This is a genomic window from Paenibacillus tianjinensis, assembly GCF_017086365.1.
GTDB classification, from domain to species: domain Bacteria; phylum Bacillota; class Bacilli; order Paenibacillales; family Paenibacillaceae; genus Paenibacillus_AQ; species Paenibacillus_AQ tianjinensis.
Genome location: NZ_CP070969.1, coordinates 4,357,196 through 4,371,524, shown reverse-complemented (window position 1 = coordinate 4,371,524; position 14,329 = coordinate 4,357,196). Strand labels below are relative to the sequence as shown.

Below are 14,329 nucleotides of genomic sequence, written 5' to 3'. Positions count from 1 at the left end.
CAAGGGCATAACCCTATGTTAAAATACAATGTGGCTATTTCGAGAGGAGAATGAGAATGGGCAACAAGCGCGTCTCCAAGCTGCGTAAGGTTTTGCAGGAACAGGGATTGGATGCGATGTTAATCACCAGCGGCATTAACCGCCGTTATTTGAGCGGATTCACCGGCTCCTCCGGTTACGTGCTGGTCACTGGTGATGAGAGTTATCTGTTGACTGATTTCCGGTACCGGACACAGGCGGCAGAACAGGTAGCAGGGTTAAAGGTTGTTGAGCATGGTCCGAAATTCATTGACACTGTGCGTGAACTGCTTCCGCAGGGCGGCTCAGTCCGAGTCGGCTTTGAACAGGATGACGTTACCTTCAGCGCATATACGGCTTATGCTGCTGCGCTGCAGCCTGCAGTACTGGTTCCGGTATCCAAGGCTGTAGAGAATCTGCGCATGTTCAAGGACGAGGACGAGCTGGCTGTGATGCAGCGGGCGGCGGATCTGGCGGATGCGACCTTCAGTCATATTCTGAATGTGATCAAGCCCGGCATGACCGAGCGTGATGTTGATCTGGAAATGGAATTCTACATGCGCACCCACGGCGCAACCTCTTCATCGTTTGATACGATCGTTGCCTCAGGTGAACGTTCCGCCATGCCGCATGGTGTAGCCAGCAGCAAGGTGATTCAGAACAACGAGTTCGTTACTTTCGATTTCGGGGCGCTGCTTGACGGCTACTGCTCGGATGTAACCCGCACCATTGCACTGGGGACTCCCGATCCGAAGCTGAAGGAAATCTATGATGTCGTGCTTGAAGCCCAGCTGCACACGCTGGCGAATATCAAACCGGGCATGACCGGACGGGAAGCCGACGCTTTGGCGCGCGATATCATTACCAGTTACGGCTACGGAGAATACTTCGGGCACAGCACCGGGCACGGTCTGGGCATGGAGGTTCATGAATGGCCGCGTTTGTCCAAGCTTGCCGATGAGATTCTGGAGCCGGGGATGGTCGTTACCGTGGAACCGGGAATCTATCTGTCAGGTCTTGGCGGCGTGCGGATTGAAGATGATATCGTGATCACGGAGAGCGGCATTACGCTGCTGACGCATTCGTCGAAAGATTATCTTGTACTGTAATTCTGCTTCATCATGTTAATTAATCCAGGAGGGATTTTTAGTGATTTCAGTCAATGATTTTAAAACAGGTTTGACCGTAGAGGTGGACGGAGATATTTTTACCGTTCTTGATTTCCAGCACGTAAAGCCGGGTAAAGGCGCGGCATTTGTCCGCTCCAAGCTCAAGAACCTGCGCAACGGCAACACTGTTGAGCGCACATTCCGTGCCGGTGAAACGATCGGCCGCGCAATTATCGAAAACCGTGGCGTGCAGTACCTGTATGCCAGCGGTGCAGAGCATGTATTCATGGACAATGAAACCTATGACCAGTTTGAGCTGAGTGCCAAACAGCTGGAATGGGAGCTTAATTTCCTGAGAGAGAATATGACGGTTAACATCGTCAGCTACCAGGGCGAAATCCTCGGAATCAACCTGCCTACAAGTGTTGAGCTGAAGGTTACTGAAACAGAACCGGGCGTTAAGGGCAACACTGCTCAAGGCGCAACTAAAGCGGCTACGCTGGAAACCGGTCATACTGTACAGGTTCCGCTGTTCATTAATGAGGGAGATGTTCTCCTGATCGATACCCGCGAAGGTAAATACATCTCCCGCGCGTAGGATTAGTACGGCATTAGCCGCAGTTCGCTTTCAAGAAGGCCTCCCCGCATAGCGGCGGAGGTTTTTTTTGTGAAACCATTAACGCTTAATATGAATTTCGTATTATACTGGGTTAAAGCGTTAATCCAAATATAAGCTTCATAGAGCGAAATAGGGAGTGAATGGGACTTTGTCACTTTATGTCATGAAATTCGGAGGCAGCTCCGTCGGCGACATTGAACGTATGAAACGGGTCGCTAAGCGCATCGCAGACAAGCAGGATGAAGGTCACCGCTGCGTTGTGGTTGTATCTGCTATGGGGGATACTACGGATGATTTGATTGATCAGGCCAAACAGCTGAATGAACAGCCGCCTGCACGCGAAATGGATATGCTGATGACGACCGGGGAACAAATTTCAGTTGCTCTCCTGTCCATCGCGCTGCATGGGATTGGCAGGGATGCCGTCTCTTATACAGGGTGGCAGGCAGGCTTCCGCACCGATGAGACCCATGGACGGGCACGGATCAACGAAATTGTACCGCGGCGTGTTCTGGAGTCCCTGGAACGTGATCAGATTGTCATTGTAGCCGGATTCCAGGGGATGACGCTGGACGGCGAGATTACAACACTGGGCCGCGGAGGTTCAGATACGACAGCCGTAGCGCTGGCTGCCGCGATCAAAGCAGATGTCTGCGAGATCTATACGGATGTCGACGGAATCTATTCAACGGACCCGCGTATTGTGAAGACGGCGCGCAAGCTGAAGGAGATTTCCTATGATGAGATGCTGGAGCTGGCCAATCTGGGTGCAGCAGTACTCCATCCCCGTGCCGTTGAATATGCCAAAAGATATCAAGTGAAGCTGGTCGTCAGATCGAGCTTTAATCATAATGAAGGTACTGTTGTGAAGGAGGAAGCAAGCATGGAGCAGGGAGTTGTAGTTAGTGGTATTGCGTATGACAAGAACGTAGCGCGGATCAGTATTCTTGGGGTGCCGGATGTTCCGGGCGTACTTGCCCAGGTATTCGGCAAGCTGGCTGCTGAAGGCGTTGACGTAGATATTATCGTGCAGAGCGGTGTCCAGAACGGGGAAGCGGACTTCTCCTTTACACTCGCGCTGAGTGAGCTTGAGCGGGCCAAGGGAATCATCGAAGGTCTGCACACCGAACTGCCTTACCGCGAAGTGACCTCTGAGGACAATCTGGTTAAAGTTTCGATCGTCGGTGCAGGCATGGTCAGCCACCCGGGGGTTGCAGCGCAGATGTTCGAAGTGATTTCCGGCGAAGGGGTCAGCATCAAGATGGTCAGTACCTCTGAAATCAAGGTGTCCTGTGTCATTGAATCAGGTAACCTGCCTACAATCATCCAGGCGCTTCATACCGCCTACAACTTGGATACAGAAGAGCAGGCCTTCGTTGGTGGTCCTAAGGACCGCCGCTAGGCCGCTGCTACACAAACAAAGGGATGTTTCTTCAGCCGGAGGGCTGGAGACACATCCCTTTTTGCTTAATGAGACTGAGAGAACCATGTACCCTTAAAAAGAAGTACACAGGCATCAAGCAATTTGTATTGGAGCCGCAGCAAGGTGATTGGGCGGTTGCAGGTATATCGATCTGTTCTAACAGAAAGTGGCGGAAGGGGATTTTGGAACTGTAGGAGCGAGAGCGTTCGCCTTTGTCTGCGGATTTCCACCGCGAACAGCGGTCAAATCAAGAAATCTGCAGAAGGGCAGCGGCCGGAAGTCCAAACATTCTCTGGAGTCACGGCTAATCCGTAAACTGAAAAATACAAGCTCAATTTATATAGCTAACCGAGCCGTCTGAATCTGCCTACGATCTCCACCGTCTCCAGCACGTTGACGAAGGATTTGGGATCCGTTTCCAGGATCGTCTTCCGCAGCTCAGCCAGCTCATAGCGTGTCGTTACCGTCATCAGCATCGTGTTGCCCTCATGGCTGTATCCGCCCTCTGCATTGACGACGGTGATGCCGTGCGGAAGCAGGGTCAGGCGATCCAGCATTTTTTCCCGTTCCTTCGTTACAATGAAGCAGGTTAGTTTAATATGGCGGATATGAATCATATCTACAACCCTGCTTTTGACGAAGATACAGAGCATCGCATACAGGGCGGAGTCCCAGCTCTTAAAGAAGCCGAGGCTAAGAATAACCAGACCGTCCAATACAAACAGCACAGTCCCCATTGGAATATCGCGTTTACGGGTAATAATTGAGCCTAAAATATCAAATCCTCCGGAAGATCCTCCCGCACGAAGCGAGAACCCTACCCCGCCCGCAATGATCACTCCGCCAAAAATACTGGCCAGAATCGGATCCTTGGTCAGCTTAATCACCGGAATTACAGTCAGGAACCAGGTGGTGGAAACGACGGACAGCATGCTCAGACAAATATATTTTTTACCTACGGCCACAAAGCCCCAGATCAGAATTGGAAGATTAATTGCAAAATAATACAGTGAGATATACTTCGGATTTGTCAGATAGCCGATGATGGAAGCCGTCCCCGCCACCCCGCCGCTTAGCAGCTGATGCGGAATTAGGAACAGCCGGAGCCCGCTCGCCACCAGAAAGGCTGAAAAGATAATGACAGCCACATCTTTTACCTGCTTGGCAGCAGTGCTTGATACGAGCGGTACTACGAGATTACGAACTTGCATGATAAAAAATCCCCTCTTTTAAGTAGTATTTAATCAGATGCAGGAAAGCCATTAAGCTGAAAATATAAGGATGTCTTAGTCTAACCAACCTCCTGCACTTCTATTTTCCATTAGGCCTAAACGCTTAATAACAAATTTATTTTATCACACTGATGATATTTTTTTATGAAAAAATTCACTATGATTTCTTTCACATTTCGCTTCCAGTGCCCTGCCGATTTTAGGTTGTCTAAAGTGGGAGGCTTCCGCATATCCATGGAATACAGCTTGTTTAAAAAAGCTAAAGAATAGTTCTAGCAATAGATTTGGAAAAAGGAGTGGAGCGGATTGGACAAGTATGTAAGCTGGATGGCGGTGCTTAGGCTGCTCTCCGGCAGTGTGGAAATAACGGCTGCCCTGATCATGCTGAAGTTGAATCAGGTAGATAAGGCGCTGGCGGTTAATTCCGGGCTGGCCCTGGTTGGACCGACGATACTGATTCTGACGACGGCTGTCGGCCTTACAGGGATGGCTCAGGAGCTGTCATGGGGCAAGCTGGGCTGGATTGGCTGCGGAGTAGCCTTTCTCTTAATCGGTATTTTGAAAAAATGATAGATGATAGTCATAAAGCACAGGTACAAGCATAAATATGGAATAAAGCTATAAAAGTAGAGGAGAACTTGGGGGTACTCTGTATGGCAAATGACTGGCTTTTATTATTTCCTGAAAAAGTAAGGGTGCTGCTGAACGGACTCCCGGTCCCGCTGCTCGCGAAAGTAGAAGAAATCAGGGTGCGAGAAGGGCGTCCGCTGGAGATCAACTATTCCGGCCACTATCATTTCCTTACCGTGAGCGGCAGCCTGACGCAAAATCCTGGCGAAGCGTACAAGCCAAGCCGTGAGGACACGCACCGGCTGCTCGACCTGATCAGCAATCATTCACTGTATACGATGGAAGAAGAGCTGCGCAAAGGCTTCATTACCATCCCTGGAGGGCACCGGATCGGCCTTTCAGGCCGGACAGTGCTCAGCGGCGGCGGTGTGGAGCATCTGCGGGACATCACCGGATTCAATGTCCGGATCGCCCGCGAGATTCCGGGCATCGCCGACAGCGTGCTGCCGTATTTGCTGGAGCGGGGACGGCAGCGTATCATGCATACGCTGATCCTCTCGCCTCCGCAGCACGGCAAGACTACACTGCTCCGGGACCTTGCCAGGCAGATCTCGGCGGGAAGCCGGGAAGGCCGTGAGGGCAGCCGGGCGGGCCTGAAGGTCGGTATCGTCGATGAGCGCTCGGAGATCGCCGGCAGCCGCCGCGGCATCCCCGCCTTTGACGTCGGGCCGCGCACGGACATCCTCGACGGCTGTCCCAAAGCGGAAGGCATGATGATGATGATCCGCTCTCTCTCGCCGGATGTGCTGATTGCCGATGAGATCGGGCGGCTGGAGGATGCCGAAGCCGTCACTGAAGCGCTGCATGCCGGCATCTCGGTAGTGGCATCGGCCCACGGCAAGGAAGTGGCCGAGCTGGCCCGCCGTCCCGGCCTTGGCGGACTACTCGAGCACCGGATGTTCGAGCGGTACGTCATTCTGCACCGCACAGAGGCGGGACTTACCTTCCGCATTCTGGACGGGCAGAAGCGGGCACTGCTGCTGATCTCGCCGGAGGAGCGGCTGGGCGGTGAGCGCCATGCTTAAGCTGCTCGGAGCTGTGCTGATCGTGCTGGCCGGCACGTTGGCCGGGTTCAAGCGGGCTGCCCAGTATGCAGACAGGCCAAGGAACATCAGGGCCCTCATCGCCGCCCTGCAGCGGCTGGAGACCGAAATCCTGTACGGGTACACCCCGCTTCCGGAGGCTCTGCACCGGATTGGGCAGCAGTCGAAAGAACCGCTGCGGACCTTTTTTACCGCAGCGGCGGATGAGATGAGCCCGCCGCAGAACCGCAGTGCCGAGGAGGCCATTCAGCGGGCGATGGAGGTTCACTTCACATCCGCCGCTCTGAAGGGGACGGAGAAGGAGATTATCCGGCAGCTGAGCTGCACCCTGGGCACAAGCGACAGATCGAATCAGAGCACGCATATTGCGCTGGCTCTGCAGCAATTGAAGCAGGAGGAGACAGTAGCCAGAGAAGATCAGGGCAAATATGAAAAAATGAGCAAAAGCCTGGGTCTGCTGCTTGGAGCATTGATCGTCATTTTGATCTTTTAGCGAGGTGCCAGGAATGAATATTGAAGTCAACGCGATCTTTCAAATCGCCGGCATCGGCATCATCATCGCCATGATTCACACGGTGCTTAAGCAGATGGGGAAAGAGGATATCGCCCACTGGGTGACCATTGTCGGATTTATCATCGTGCTGTTTATGGTGATCCGCATGCTGGACGGACTGCTTCAGGAAATTAAAACGATTTTTCTTTTTCAATAGGCAGGCGATATGGAAATTATTCAAGTAGTGGGAATAGGACTCTTGTCGACGGTGCTGATCCTTGTGCTGAAGGAACAAAAGCCGATGTTCGCCTTTCTGCTGACTACGGCAGCAGGCATACTGATTTTCCTGTTCCTGATCGGCAAGATCGGCACGATTCTGGGGACGCTGGAGCGGGTGGCGGAGTCCTCAGGAATGGAAATGATCTACATCAAAACCGTATTCAAAATTATCGGAATTTCCTATATCGCGGAATTCGGGGCGCAGATTGTGCGTGATGCCGGGCAGGAATCGATCGCCTCCAAGATTGAGCTGGCCGGCAAGGTCCTGATCATGGTGCTGGCGGTGCCGATCATCAGCATTATTATCGAAACGGTAATGAAGCTCCTGCCCGCATGAACCGTGCTGAGGCCCAGAATAATCCAGAGAAAGGCGGTGGTAAGCCCATGTGTGAGCGCAGTGTGTTCCGGCCTCCGAAATTAAAAATGCTGCTGCTCATCCTGCCCTGCCTGCTTTTTCTCTGGTTTGCGGATACCGCCTGGGCCACCAGTGCTCCGCAAGCTTCAGGCGGTTCGTCCTCACCCGTTGACGGATGGGTCAAGGGTCAGGTGGAGAACCTGCCGATGGACGGGGTTGAATCGTACTGGGACCAGCTGATGAAGGAGTACGGGGGATTTTTTCCGGACGGTAAAACGCCGTCGCTGATGGATATGCTGCTTCCCGGTGAGGACGGGCTGAGCTTCAAAAGTGTCCTGTCCGGGCTCACCCGGTTCATGTGGCATGAAGTGCTGTATAACGGCAAGCTGCTGGTCACGATCGTGATGGTCAGCGTGCTGAGCATGATTCTGGAGACTCTGCAGACCGCTTTTGAACGGAAATCTGTTAGTAAAATCGCTTATATGCTCTGTTATATGGTGGTGCTCGTCATCGCCGTTAACAGCTTCAATATCGCCATCGGGTATGCGAAGGATGCGATTGACCGGATGATTGACTTTATGATGGCCATGATCCCGCTGCTATTCGCACTGCTGGCGTCCATGGGCAATATCGTGACCGTGTCGGTCACCCATCCGCTGATTGTATTCATGATTCATACCGTAGGCACGCTTATCCACACCATCGTGTTTCCGCTGCTGTTCTTCTCAGCGGTGCTGCACCTGGTGAGCGCCATGTCGGACAAATACAAGCTGACTCAGCTGGCTAATCTGCTGCGCAATATCGGTGCCGGACTGCTGGGCGTGCTGTTGACGGTATTTCTCGGAGTGATCTCGGTCAGAGGCATCACAAGTTCAGTGACTGACGGTGTGACGATCCGGGCCGCCAAATACATTACAGGTAATTTCGTACCGGTCATCGGCAAAATGTTCGCGGACGCCACGGACACGGTGATCTCGGCTTCACTGCTTGTGAAAAATGCAATCGGGCTCTCAGGCGTCATTATTATCCTGTTCCTTTGCGCATTTCCGGCAATCAAAATATTGGTTCTTGCTCTGATCTACAATGTAGCCGCCGCTGTGATGCAGCCGCTGGGTGATACACCGATCGTATCCTGCCTGCAGACCATCGGCAAAAGCATGATCTATGTATTCGCGGCACTGGCCGCGGTCTCTCTGATGTTCTTCCTGGCTGTCACAATCATGCTGACCGCCGGCAATGTCACCGTCATGATGCGGTAAAGGCGTATGGGCGAAATAGATTAGGATGCAGAAACTTTTAGGAGGTATCCAATGACCTGGTTAGGCGGGTGGCTGCGGGAGCTCATACTGGTGGTCCTGATGGCTGCCTTCGTGGAAATGCTGCTTCCGAGCAAGTCGATGGAGCGTTACGCCAGGCTGGTGCTCAGTCTGCTGGTGCTGCTGACGATGCTTAGTCCGATCGTCTCCCTGCTGAAAGGGGATGCCGCGAAAGAGCTGAGTGTCGCCATGGTGCAGCAGGAGCAGGATGGCGGGCTGCTGTCCGGTGCGGGAAAAGGGGCCGATTCGCTGGAGAAAATTCTGGCGGACGGGCGGAGGCTGGCAGCCGGAGCCAGGGAGCAGAGCCTCCAGCTTGCCGCAGAGGAAGTCGCCGGACAGATGCGGGAGCAGATTGCCGGCAGTACAGGCGTGAAGGGAGCCACAGTTACAGTGAAGCTGGGGATGGGGAAATCCTCCGCTGGTCTAGGAGGTGATGCGGTTCCCGTAATTTCTTCGGTAACTGTTTCCCTGCCGGCAGCGGCCGGACCGGCACAGACCGGCAGCATGGGAGGAGATACAGATCTCGCAGCGGGAACAGAGCCGATTGAAATCGAGCCGGTAGCCCCTGTGCAGGTGGATATTGGCGGAGAAAATGCGGATTCAGGCATTTCAGCTACCGAGGCGGTTGCTTCACAGGCAGACCTGGCCGGTGCAGATAGTGCTGCCGGGAAAGCGGCTAACAACGATACAGAGGCAATCATCAAGCTGCTGGAAACGAACTGGAATCTTGAGCGCGAATTGATTCAGGTAGTTGACAGCGGAACAGATACAGGGAAATCATGAAAAGCAATGTGAAACCTGCGAGGGGGGATAGAAGTGGGCAATTGGTTAAAGAAGCTGGAGCAATGGGCAGGCGGCGGCTCCGGCAGTCCGAAAAGGAGTCATACCTTCCGCTGGCTGATCATTTTGGGACTGCTGGGCGCGGCGATCATGCTGTTCAATTCCTTCGTGAATGTGAAGAAGCTTGACAGTGAGAACACGGGGAGGGAGCCGCCGGTCAGCGAATCGTCACAGGCCACCCTGCAGCAGGGGGATATGGGGTCTCCGAATTCTTTTGACGGAATTGAACAGGCGATGGAGGATCGCACCAAGGAAATCCTGGAGAAAATCGTCGGTGTCGGAACCGTGGACATCATGGTAACGGTAGATTCTACAGAGGAAATCGTAGTGCAGCGGAATATGAATGATTCGCAGCAGCAGAGTGAAGAGACCGATGCCAGCGGCGGCAAACGCCATACGACTCAATACACAAGAGATGGTGAAATTGTCACCTACAGCCAGTCGGGTGACGAAACCCCGATTATCACCAAACGGATCAAACCCCAGGTACGCGGCGTTCTTGTCGTCGCCAAAGGCGCGGAGAATAAGGTCGTACGGGGACTGATCGAAGAGGCGATCCAGAAAGGCCTGAATGTGCCAAGCTACCGTATCTCAGTCGTGCCGCGGAAGCAGGAATAGATTCTAGGCTGTGAAGTGAGTTTGCGAAGCGATTACTAAGAAGTAAATGCTATCAATAATTTTTAGGAGGAATAAAAATGAAGGGCAAAAGACAAACAATTTGGTTGGTTTCCATGCTTAGTTTGATGGTGGTGCTCTCGGCATACTATTTATTTACAGAAGACACAGGTGCTTCTATCCCCAAGGAAACGGCGGGAACAATCCAGGTAGACAGCGCGGATAACGGAACAGACTCCACGGTGCTCGATAACGGCCTGGTTGTCAATGAAGTGGACACACAGGGTGCGCTTGAAGCTGATGCTGATTCAAAGGATGCAGCAGCAGGCAATGACAGCAGCACAGCAGCTGTTACAGACCCTGCAGCTGTTACAGACCCCGCTGCCATTACAGACGACAGCAAAGCGGCTACAGCTTCAGAGGACACCAAAGCCGCTGAGACTACTAAAGATAAACCTGCTGCTGCAACAAGCGGGGACTCAGACAAGACGGCGGCAGCAGAATCGGATGCTGCAGCAGATAAAGACACCGCGAGTGCTTCAACCGGCAAGACACCGGCTAAGGGTGATGATGAGATTCTTAAAGAGGTTGCCGCCCAAAGCTCCTCCGCAAGCAGTTTGTTCAACAATTATCTTTTTGAACGCGAGCAGAAGAATCTTAAGAACTACAATGATCTGATTGCCCAGATCAATGACATGGAGAAGACGCCTGCCGAGAACGCGGCTGCCCAGGAGCAGCTCAGCAAGCTCGAAGAAAAAGAATCGAAAATCAACGATATTGAAACCAAGTTACAGCAAAAATTCGGTGAAGCCATCGTCAAGGAAGAAAAGGGCGAAAGCTACACAGTGGTTGTGCAAAGCGATAAGCTTGATGTGAAAGAGGCGGTTGGGATTGTTGATCTTGTTATGAAGGAACTGAGCGTCACCCAAGATAAGATCAGAGTCCAATATGTATCAGAGCAATAATTTACTGAAGAATACAGCAAAAAATGCCGAAAGAGCTCGGGTTGTCCCGGGCTCTTTCCATTTCTAGCGTTTGTGATATAATACATAAAGTTATCTTGATGAAAGCGACCCCAGGATTGCGCAAACAACTGAAGCTATGCAAGGAATAGCGAAACGGCGCAGCCGTTTTTTGCTTGAAAGATAAGAATTTATTTGCTTTACGCAATAAATGATCCTTCTCTTTCCCGCAGAAACGGATACCTTCCCTATAAGGATGGCATGGTCGTTTCTTCTTGTCTGCACCAGAAAAGTGGCTTCGAGAGAAAGCTGAAGGAGTGAACTATTAAATGTTCAAGTTAAGTGAGATTAAGGAATTGATTAAATTGCTGGACCAGACCTCCTCTGTACATGAGCTGGAGATTGAAAGCGAAGGCATGAAGCTGGCTATACGTAAACCGGATCGCCCTGAAGCTGATGGAAACGCAATTCAGGCGGCTCCTTATGTCTATCCCTTTACGCCGGCACCCCAGCCTCAGAGCCCGCAGCATGTAGCACCTACGGTTTCAAGTGAGATTCCAGCTGCTGTGCAGCCGCAGGTCTCTTCTGCCGAAGGAGCATTACATAAAATTGTTTCTCCGATGGTAGGAACCTTCTATAGTGCAGCTTCTCCGGACAACCCATCCTTTGTAAGTGTAGGAGACCGGGTGAATGAGAAAACAACGGTCTGTATCATTGAAGCGATGAAGCTGATGAACGAGCTGGAAGCGGAAATTAAGGGCGAAATCGTGTCCGTGCTTGCCGAGAACGGCCAGCTTGTAGAATATGGCCAGCCGCTGTTTCTGGTAAAACCGGAGTAAACGCCGCAGAACTAGAGGAGCTAGCAGGCCTCGTTAAACTTTGGGAGGAAACGCATGAACATTCAAAAAGTGCTGATTGCCAACCGCGGTGAAATCGCGGTCCGCATCATTAGAGCTTGTCGTGAACTGGGCATTTCCACCGTCGCGGTCTATTCAGAGCCTGACCGGGATTCACTTCATGTCCGGCTGGCGGATGAAGCTTACTGCATCGGCCCGATGCCGTCTAAAGATAGTTATCTGAACTTTACCAATATTATGAGCGTGGCTACTCTAACCGAGTGCGATGCCATCCATCCGGGCTACGGATTTCTGGCGGAGAACGCCGATTTCGCAGAAATCTGCGAATCCTGCAATATCACCTTTATCGGGCCTTCACCGGATGCCATTACCCGCATGGGTGACAAGGCTGTGGCCAAGGAAACGATGAGGCTAGCCGGTGTTCCTATCATTCCCGGCTCTGACGGGCTTGTAGGGGATATCGAGGAGGCAGTTATGCTGGGCCGCGATATCGGGTATCCGATCATTGTTAAGGCTACCGCAGGCGGCGGAGGCAAAGGCATCCGCATTGCCGAGGATGAGGAATCCCTGGTGAAGCAGATTACAGCTGCCCAGCAGGAAGCTCAGAAGGCCTTCGGCAATGCCGGAGTGTACCTGGAGAAATTCCTTACCGGCATGAAGCATGTGGAGATTCAGATCATTGCCGACAATCACGGAAATGTGGTTCACCTGGGCGAACGGGACTGCTCCGTGCAGCGCCGCCGACAAAAGCTGGTGGAGGAAGCGCCTTGCTCCGTGCTGACACCGGATATCCGCGAAGCGATGGGCCAGGCAGCAGTACGTGCAGCACTCGCCGTGAATTACTCCGGAGCAGGTACCCTTGAGTTCCTGCTGGGACCGGACGGGCAGTTCTACTTCATGGAGATGAACACGAGAATTCAGGTGGAACACCCGGTAACTGAGATGGTGACCGGCGTTGATTTGATCAAGGAGATGATTTCGGTGGCGGAAGGCAATCCGCTTTCTTTCACCCAGGAAGACATCGTGATCAACGGCTGGTCGATCGAATGCCGTATCAATGCGGAGGATCCGGAACGTAACTTCATGCCTTCGCCGGGCAAAATCGGGTTTTACCTGCCGCCAGGCGGACTGGGAGTACGGGTTGATAGTGCGGCTTATCCAGGCTATACAATCTCGCCATTTTATGACTCCATGATTGCCAAGCTGATCGTCTGGGCGCCAACGCGCCAGGAGGCAGTTGCGAAGATGAAACGGGCACTCGCTGAATTTGCTGTAGAAGGCATACATACCACGATCCCATTCCATCAGAAGCTGCTGGAGCATCCTGTGTTTTTGGACGGGGATTTCGATATCAAATTCCTTGAAGAGTATGAAATTTAGGATCGCTTCACATTGTTTGTCATAAAGTTCGGCAAATGATATAGTATGTTTAATAAGAGACGTGCTCTCCGCTAGAAATGTTGAACAACTTTTTTATTGAAAGGGTTGAAGTCCAAAATGAGTACATTGCCGACGGAATATGAACGTACGGAAATCGGCGAAATCCAGATCGCTCCAGAAGTGATCGAGGTTATCGCTGGTTTGGCAACCGTAGAAGTTAAAGGCGTGGCTGGCATGAGCGGCGGATTTGCCGGAGGAATTGTCGAGCTTCTCGGACGCAAAAACCTGTCCAAAGGAGTCAAAGTAGAGGTTGGACAGCGTGAGGCTGCAGTAGATGTGTCCGTCATTATTGAATATGGCAACCGTCTTCCGGAAGTAGCCGGTGAAATTCAGCGCAACGTTAAACGTTCCATCGAGACAATGACCGGTTTGACCGTAGTCGAAGTGAATGTGCATATTCATGATGTGCAGTTCAAAACGACTGGCAATGTAGATAAGAACGAAGATACAGAAGCGGTTCTCCGCGTGAAATAAGGGCCATCGTTTATCCATAAACCCCCGACAGCACCGTCGAGGGTTTACTCTAATTTAAGGAGGTTATGAGACTCGTGGCAAAAATTTTGGACAGGCTTCTGCTGTTTCTGTACAGCTTAAGCATCGGAATATTATCTGTAATTGCCATCCTCCTTCTAAGCGGCGCAATTCCCGATACCCTGGAAATTCAGGATGGTCCGGCCGCCTATATTGCTGCAATTGCGGTGGCAGTTATTCTGTTCCTGCTCAGCATCCGGTTCTTCTATATTTCTCTGCGCCGCGACCGGGCTTCACAGCCTTCAGTAGACCAGCGTACGGAATACGGGGACATACAGATTTCCATGGAAACGATTGAGAACCTGAGCCTGAAAGCAGCCGGCAAAGTTAAAGGCATCCGGGACCTGAAGTCGCGCATCCGCGTTTCACAGGCCGGGCTTGAGATTATGATCCGCGCAGTGGTGGACGGCGAGCATTCGCTGCCGCTGCTTACGACGGAGGTCCAGCGTCAGGTGCACGATTTCGTGCAGGAAACAACCGGAATTCCGGTTGCAGACGTGTCGGTCTATATTGCCAACCTCACACAGTCTCCAAGCTTCAAAAGTCGAGTGGAATAGAGGTGAGTTT

General features: G+C 52.2%; 17 protein-coding genes. 16 read left to right on the top strand and 1 reads right to left on the bottom strand.

Annotation, left to right across the window (positions count from 1 at the left end; all coding sequences use genetic code 11):
- Positions 1-56: 56 nt before the first annotated feature.
- The 3 genes from JRJ22_RS20465 to JRJ22_RS20455 all read left to right on the top strand — a co-directional run bounded on the left by JRJ22_RS20465 (position 57) and on the right by JRJ22_RS20455 (position 3,148).
- On the top strand, positions 57-1,127 hold the full coding sequence (locus tag JRJ22_RS20465; RefSeq protein WP_206101255.1) for a M24 family metallopeptidase: 1,071 nt from the start codon (positions 57-59) through the stop codon (positions 1,125-1,127).
- Positions 1,128-1,167: 40 nt separating this feature from the next.
- The gene (gene efp / locus JRJ22_RS20460) at positions 1,168-1,725 is read left to right on the top strand and encodes an elongation factor P (protein WP_054941504.1); all 558 of its coding nucleotides are present in this window, start codon (positions 1,168-1,170) and stop codon (positions 1,723-1,725) included.
- A gap of 169 nt (positions 1,726-1,894) precedes the next feature.
- On the top strand, positions 1,895-3,148 hold the full coding sequence (locus JRJ22_RS20455; protein WP_206101254.1) for an aspartate kinase: 1,254 nt from the start codon (positions 1,895-1,897) through the stop codon (positions 3,146-3,148).
- Positions 3,149-3,513: 365 nt separating this feature from the next.
- Here JRJ22_RS20455 and JRJ22_RS20450 read toward each other — a convergent pair whose 3' ends face one another.
- Positions 3,514-4,380 (bottom strand): YitT family protein, encoded by an 867-nt coding sequence (locus JRJ22_RS20450; protein ID WP_206101253.1) that lies wholly within the window; start codon positions 4,378-4,380, stop codon positions 3,514-3,516.
- 327 nt (positions 4,381-4,707) lie between these two features.
- Here JRJ22_RS20450 and JRJ22_RS20445 point away from each other — a divergent pair, with 327 nt between their 5' ends.
- The 13 genes from JRJ22_RS20445 to amaP all read left to right on the top strand — a co-directional run bounded on the left by JRJ22_RS20445 (position 4,708) and on the right by amaP (position 14,319).
- Positions 4,708-4,971: a YqhV family protein gene (locus JRJ22_RS20445; RefSeq protein WP_408637844.1), complete on the top strand. Its 264-nt coding sequence runs from the start codon at positions 4,708-4,710 to the stop codon at positions 4,969-4,971.
- An 83-nt stretch (positions 4,972-5,054) separates the two neighbouring features.
- On the top strand, positions 5,055-6,056 hold the full coding sequence (gene spoIIIAA, locus JRJ22_RS20440; RefSeq protein ID WP_206101252.1) for a stage III sporulation protein AA: 1,002 nt from the start codon (positions 5,055-5,057) through the stop codon (positions 6,054-6,056).
- A complete protein-coding gene (gene spoIIIAB / locus JRJ22_RS20435) occupies positions 6,049-6,567 on the top strand; it encodes a stage III sporulation protein SpoIIIAB (RefSeq protein WP_206105222.1) in 519 nt (172 codons plus the stop codon). The genes spoIIIAA and spoIIIAB overlap by 8 nt, the downstream gene beginning before the upstream one ends.
- Before the next feature lie 13 nt (positions 6,568-6,580).
- Positions 6,581-6,784: a stage III sporulation protein AC gene (spoIIIAC, locus tag JRJ22_RS20430; RefSeq protein WP_020426549.1), complete on the top strand. Its 204-nt coding sequence runs from the start codon at positions 6,581-6,583 to the stop codon at positions 6,782-6,784.
- Positions 6,785-6,793: 9 nt separating this feature from the next.
- The gene (gene spoIIIAD / locus JRJ22_RS20425) at positions 6,794-7,183 is read left to right on the top strand and encodes a stage III sporulation protein AD (protein ID WP_039875230.1); all 390 of its coding nucleotides are present in this window, start codon (positions 6,794-6,796) and stop codon (positions 7,181-7,183) included.
- A 47-nt stretch (positions 7,184-7,230) separates the two neighbouring features.
- Positions 7,231-8,460, top strand: coding sequence for a stage III sporulation protein AE (gene spoIIIAE, locus JRJ22_RS20420; RefSeq protein ID WP_232381207.1), 1,230 nt, complete (start codon positions 7,231-7,233; stop codon positions 8,458-8,460).
- A 51-nt stretch (positions 8,461-8,511) separates the two neighbouring features.
- Positions 8,512-9,300, top strand: a complete 789-nt coding sequence (gene spoIIIAF, locus JRJ22_RS20415; RefSeq protein WP_206101251.1) for a stage III sporulation protein AF — start codon at positions 8,512-8,514, stop codon at positions 9,298-9,300.
- Positions 9,301-9,333: 33 nt separating this feature from the next.
- Positions 9,334-9,975 carry a stage III sporulation protein AG gene (spoIIIAG, locus tag JRJ22_RS20410; RefSeq protein WP_206101250.1) on the top strand — a complete coding sequence of 214 codons (642 nt, stop codon included), beginning with the start codon at positions 9,334-9,336 and terminating at the stop codon, positions 9,973-9,975.
- A 77-nt stretch (positions 9,976-10,052) separates the two neighbouring features.
- The gene (locus JRJ22_RS20405) at positions 10,053-10,937 is read left to right on the top strand and encodes a SpoIIIAH-like family protein (protein ID WP_206101249.1); all 885 of its coding nucleotides are present in this window, start codon (positions 10,053-10,055) and stop codon (positions 10,935-10,937) included.
- 326 nt (positions 10,938-11,263) lie between these two features.
- On the top strand, positions 11,264-11,773 hold the full coding sequence (gene accB / locus JRJ22_RS20400; protein ID WP_206101248.1) for an acetyl-CoA carboxylase biotin carboxyl carrier protein: 510 nt from the start codon (positions 11,264-11,266) through the stop codon (positions 11,771-11,773).
- A 54-nt stretch (positions 11,774-11,827) separates the two neighbouring features.
- Positions 11,828-13,171, top strand: coding sequence for an acetyl-CoA carboxylase biotin carboxylase subunit (accC, locus tag JRJ22_RS20395; RefSeq protein ID WP_206101247.1), 1,344 nt, complete (start codon positions 11,828-11,830; stop codon positions 13,169-13,171).
- 117 nt (positions 13,172-13,288) lie between these two features.
- Positions 13,289-13,705, top strand: a complete 417-nt coding sequence (locus tag JRJ22_RS20390) for an Asp23/Gls24 family envelope stress response protein (RefSeq protein WP_206101246.1) — start codon at positions 13,289-13,291, stop codon at positions 13,703-13,705.
- Positions 13,706-13,779: 74 nt separating this feature from the next.
- Positions 13,780-14,319 (top strand): alkaline shock response membrane anchor protein AmaP, encoded by a 540-nt coding sequence (gene amaP / locus JRJ22_RS20385; protein WP_054941494.1) that lies wholly within the window; start codon positions 13,780-13,782, stop codon positions 14,317-14,319.
- Positions 14,320-14,329 lie beyond the last annotated feature (10 nt).